Origin of the sequence: Mesorhizobium sp. M4B.F.Ca.ET.089.01.1.1 (assembly GCF_004022605.1) — a bacterium.
GTDB classification, from domain to species: Bacteria; Pseudomonadota; Alphaproteobacteria; order Rhizobiales; family Rhizobiaceae; genus Mesorhizobium; species Mesorhizobium abyssinicae.
Map to the genome: position 1 here is coordinate 1 of NZ_RZOS01000458.1, position 4,322 is coordinate 4,322.

A 4,322-nucleotide genomic window follows, 5' to 3' on the forward strand; every position below is an offset into this window, starting at 1 on the left:
CCGAGCGCGAGGCCGCGAAGGATGCCCAGATCGCCGAGCTGGTCGAGCGTCAGGCCGCGATGGAAGCCATGATCGAGGAACTTACCAAGCCGAAGAGCAAGGGCAAGGAAGCTGCCTGATGTCCATCCTCGACGTGGTCAAAGGCGCCGCGACAGTGCTCGGCATGGAAGTGCCGACGCTGGTCTATGGCGCGACCGGTCGAGAGATGGTCGAGATGCAGGAATTGGCCAACGTCATGGCGTCCGAAATCGCGGACGCGCATGACTGGCAAAAGCTGCTGATCCTGAAGACGCTCACCGGCGACGGCGTGTCAGATGCGTTCGACATGCCGACCGACTTCCGGCGGATGCAAAAGACGTCGTCGCTCTGGTCGTCACGCTGGCAGTGGGCAACCGAACACCTCACCAGCCCGGATCAGTGGCTTGAGCTTCAGGTGACGCCGATCGCCACGGTGAACGGCTACTGGATCATCTTCGGCGACCAGTTCCACCAGTGGCCGGTGATGGCGAGCACCGAAACCATCAAATTCTTCTACATGTCGAACCAGCTCGTCGCCGCCAGCGACACGTCAAAGAAGACGATGTTCACCGAAGATGCCGACAGCTTCCGGCTTTCCGAGGAACTGCTGAAAAAGGCGATCATCGCCCGCTGGAAGCAGAACAAGGGCCAGGCCTACGAGCAGGATCTGGACGACTACCAGGACCTGCTCCTGCGCCGGATCGATACGGACGCCGGTTCCAAGCCGGTCGTGTCGGGTCAGCCGCCTGTCAGTTGGCGCGGCCGGGGCGTGGCGTGGCCCGGCACGGTCACAGGTGCAGCGTGAGGTACGAGCGTTTTCCCGGCCGCCGGAAAGCCGTTCCGGCCCCTGCGCGCGCCATGGCGCAGCCATTCACGTTCGGTGCACCGGTCGCTGGCTGGGTTACCAATCAGAGCCTGGTGAAGTCCAAGCCGTTCTCGGCTCAGACGCTTGAGAACTGGCTGCCGACTTCGACCGGCATCGTAATGCGCGGCGGCTCGGTCAAGCGCGCCACGATCGGCAGCGACCCGGTCGAAAGCTTCATCACCTACAACGCCGGCGGCACCAAGAAGATTTGGGCCTGCGACGAGACGACCGTGCGCGACGTCACGGCGCCCGCCGATGCTGTCAACCCGCCGGCCGCTTCGGTCACCGGCCAGACGTCGGGCTATTACTCCTACGTCAATTTCACGACGTCGGGCGGTTCGTTCGTCGTGGCGGTCAACGGCACCGACTTCCTGCAGCTCTATTCGACGACATTCGACTGGACGGCGGTCAACGGCCTTGCGACCTATCGCCTGAACTTCGACGCCCAGACCGTCAACTTCATCAACGGCCAGGTCGTGACGGGCGGGACAAGCGGCGCGACGGCGACCGTGGTCAAGAACGTCGACAACGGCGCGACCGGCTCGCTGATGATCCAGTCGATTACCGGGACGTTCGTCGACAACGAGACCATCACCGGCGCCGGCGGCGGTTCGGCCACGGCCAACATTCCAGGCGGCGTCGTTCAGGTTTCGGCGGCGATCACTGGCGTGGCGACCAGCGCCCTGTCTCACATCTGGCTCTACCGAAATCGCCTGTTCTTCATCCAGGGCGGCACGATGAAGGCCAGCTATCTGCCGGTCGATTCCGTCACCGGCGCGCTCGGGACGCTGAACCTGTCCGGCGTCTTCCAGCGCGGTGGCTCGCTGCTGTTCGGGGGGACGTGGTCGCTGGATGCCGGCGACGGCATCGACGACAAGTGCGTGTTCGTCACGACAGAGGGCGAGGCGGCGATTTATGAGGGCAGCAACCCGGCTGGCGCGACCGCCGCCGAGTGGAACCTTGTCGGCCGCTATGACCTCACTACCCCCATGGGCAAGCGCGCCACGATGCGCGCCGGTGGCGATCTGATCGTGGCGACGAAAGAAGGCATGGTCCCGATCTCGGCCGCGATCAACAAGGATGCCGCCGCGCTGTCCCTTGCCGCCGTCTCACGCAACATCGAGCCGGATTGGACGCATGAAGCGGCCCGGCGCCTGTCGTTACCTTGGGAGGTAATCAAGTGGCCGGACATGAACCATGCCATCGTCTCGCTGCCGATCACGGCCGAGGGGCAGGAGGCCTGGTCGTTCGTCGTCAATCTTGAAACCGGCGCGTGGTGCAAGTTCGTCGGATGGGCCACCCGCTGCATCGAATTGCACGACAGCCGCCTGTTCTTCGGCACCAATGACGGCAAGGTCTTCGAAGGCGAGATCAACGGCAATGATGACAGCGGGCCAATCTATTACACCTACGTCGGCAACCCCGATCACATGAAGACGCTTGGCCGGCTGAAGACCGTGCACCAGGCGCGTCCTACCTTTCTCGCCTCGACGCCGTTCAACCCGAAAATCTCGTTCTCGGTCAACTATACGGTGACCCTGCCGACGGCGCCGGACGCGGCCGATGGCGGCACCGCGGACCTGTGGGATTCCGGCCTGTGGGACGTTGCCCTGTGGGATCAGGCCGCGCCGGTGGCGACAGTCAGCGGCGGCCAATGGATCTCGATCGGCAAGACCGGATACGTGCTGCAGCCGCAGGTGCAGGTTACCGGCTTTCTCAACCGCCGACCTGATGTCGAGTTCGTGCAGCTCGACGTGACCTTTGAAAATGGCGGGGTGGTCGTATGAGCTACGACATCGCCATTGAAAACTTCAACGAGGCCTGGCCGGAGCTCGAACCGCTTTGCCGCCGTCACTACGGCGAGATGCAGGCGCGCATGGCGGCCGAGGGCATGACAATCGGCGACTTCAAGCCGCGCCTGAACGTCTACGGCTCGGCCAGTCATCTGCTCTGCTTCGTGGTCAGGAACGAGGGCGAGGCCGTCGGCTACGCCTTCATCTGGATCACGCAGGACATGCACAACAGCGAACACATCGCCATGGAGGACACGATCTACATGCGGCCGGATCACCGGAACGGCATCGGACGCCGTTTCACCAGGCACATCCTGGCCGAACTCAAAGCGCGCGGCTGCGTCAGGGCGCACGTAACCATCGCCACCGATCTGCGTGTTGCAAAGATGTGCGAACGCGTGGGCTTCAAGCGGTCGGCAATCGCAATGACGTATTTCCTTCAGGAGGCCTGACAAGATGTGCGCGCCCGATCCTCCCGCCCCGCCGGATCCCAAAGAAACCTCTGCGGCGTCGACTTCCACGAATGTCGGCACGGCTGTCGCCAACGCGAACCTTGGCAACGTCAACCAGGTCACGCCTGACGGCAATCTCACCTACAGCCAGTCCGGCACCTATAAGTGGAACGACCCCTATACGGGAAAGTCCTACGACATCCCGACCTACACGGTGACGCAGACGCTTTCGCAGACCGGGCAGGCGATCAAGGACCAGACCGACCAGGCCAAGCTCAACCTCGGCGAGCTGGCCGCTGGCCAATCGTCATTCCTGAAGGATTGGCTGGCCAAACCCATCGATCTGTCGAACGACGCGACGGAAGCCCGGTTGATGGACCTCGGCATGAAGCGGCTTCAGCCGGCGCTGGACGCCCGCCGAGCGGCAAATGAGGCGGACCTGATCAACCGTGGCATTCGCCCCGGCTCAGATAACTACGCCCAGGCGCAGAACATTCAGAACCAGGGCGAAAACGACGCTTACGACCAGCTCCTGCTGACCGGTCGCGGCCAGGCCGTGCAGGAGGCGTTGGCGCAGAACTCGGCGCCCATCAACAACCTCACCGCCTTGCTGTCCGGTTCGCAGGTCAGTCAGCCGAATTTCGTCAACGCGAACATGCCGACCATCCCGACAACCGACGTCGCCGGCCTGATCAACACCAACTACCAGCAGAAGCTCCAAAACTGGCAGCAAAGCCAAGCGAAAAGCCAGAACCTTCTGGGTGGCCTGTTCTCTCTCGGCGCGTCGTTCATCTAGGAGGGGATCATGGGTTTCATCTTCGGCCCCGGCCAGCAGTACCAGACGCCCGAGGAGCTGGCTAAGGCACGCGCTGTTGCCGAGGCGCTGCTCAACCAGCAGCCGATCGCGCACAATGTCGGCGAAGGCCTTGCCGTGGTCGGACAGGCGATCAGGGGCAGGCGCGACCTGAACCGCATCATCAAGGCGCAAGGCGATATGCGTGCCGGCGGTGACGGTGTCTTTTCGGCGCTGTTCGGCGGTGGTGCACCGGCAGCAACGTCGACCGTGACGCCGCGCGGCGGCGGTGCGGTCGCTTCGGCCCTTGGTGGCGGCTCGATGGGCAGCGCTCCGGACCTTTCCGGCAATGACGTCTACAACGGCTTCATGGATACGGTGAAAAGCAAGGTCACCAATCC

At 63.4% G+C, this 4,322-nt stretch carries 5 protein-coding genes; all 5 read left to right on the plus strand.

Annotated elements, in window-relative coordinates; translation table 11 throughout:
• The first annotated feature begins 118 nt into the window (after positions 1–118).
• The gene (locus EN780_RS28445) at positions 119–823 is read left to right on the plus strand and encodes a hypothetical protein (RefSeq protein WP_128275949.1); all 705 of its coding nucleotides are present in this window, start codon (positions 119–121) and stop codon (positions 821–823) included.
• A 53-nt stretch (positions 824–876) separates the two neighbouring features.
• Positions 877–2,670, plus strand: a complete 1,794-nt coding sequence (locus tag EN780_RS28450) for a hypothetical protein (protein ID WP_189556806.1) — start codon at positions 877–879, stop codon at positions 2,668–2,670.
• A complete protein-coding gene (locus EN780_RS28455) occupies positions 2,667–3,128 on the plus strand; it encodes a GNAT family N-acetyltransferase (RefSeq protein WP_128275951.1) in 462 nt (153 codons plus the stop codon). Before EN780_RS28450 ends, EN780_RS28455 begins: the two co-directional genes overlap by 4 nt.
• Positions 3,129–3,132: 4 nt before the next feature.
• Complete coding sequence (locus EN780_RS28460) at positions 3,133–3,924, plus strand: hypothetical protein (RefSeq protein ID WP_187331303.1); 792 nt, start codon at positions 3,133–3,135, stop codon at positions 3,922–3,924.
• Positions 3,925–3,933: 9 nt separating this feature from the next.
• A partial coding sequence (locus EN780_RS28465; protein WP_210215058.1) for a hypothetical protein occupies positions 3,934–4,322 on the plus strand: 389 nt, incomplete at its 3' end.

What these genes read in the sequence shown, in the direction of transcription:
- EN780_RS28455 (WP_128275951.1), top strand. Translation starts at nt 2,667, where the DNA reads ATGAGCTACGACATCGCCATTGAAAACTTCAACGAGGCCTGGCCGGAG.
- EN780_RS28445 (WP_128275949.1), top strand. Translation starts at nt 119, where the DNA reads ATGTCCATCCTCGACGTGGTCAAAGGCGCCGCGACAGTGCTCGGCATG.
- EN780_RS28450 (WP_189556806.1), top strand. Translation starts at nt 877, where the DNA reads ATGGCGCAGCCATTCACGTTCGGTGCACCGGTCGCTGGCTGGGTTACC.
- EN780_RS28460 (WP_187331303.1), top strand. Translation starts at nt 3,133, where the DNA reads ATGTGCGCGCCCGATCCTCCCGCCCCGCCGGATCCCAAAGAAACCTCT.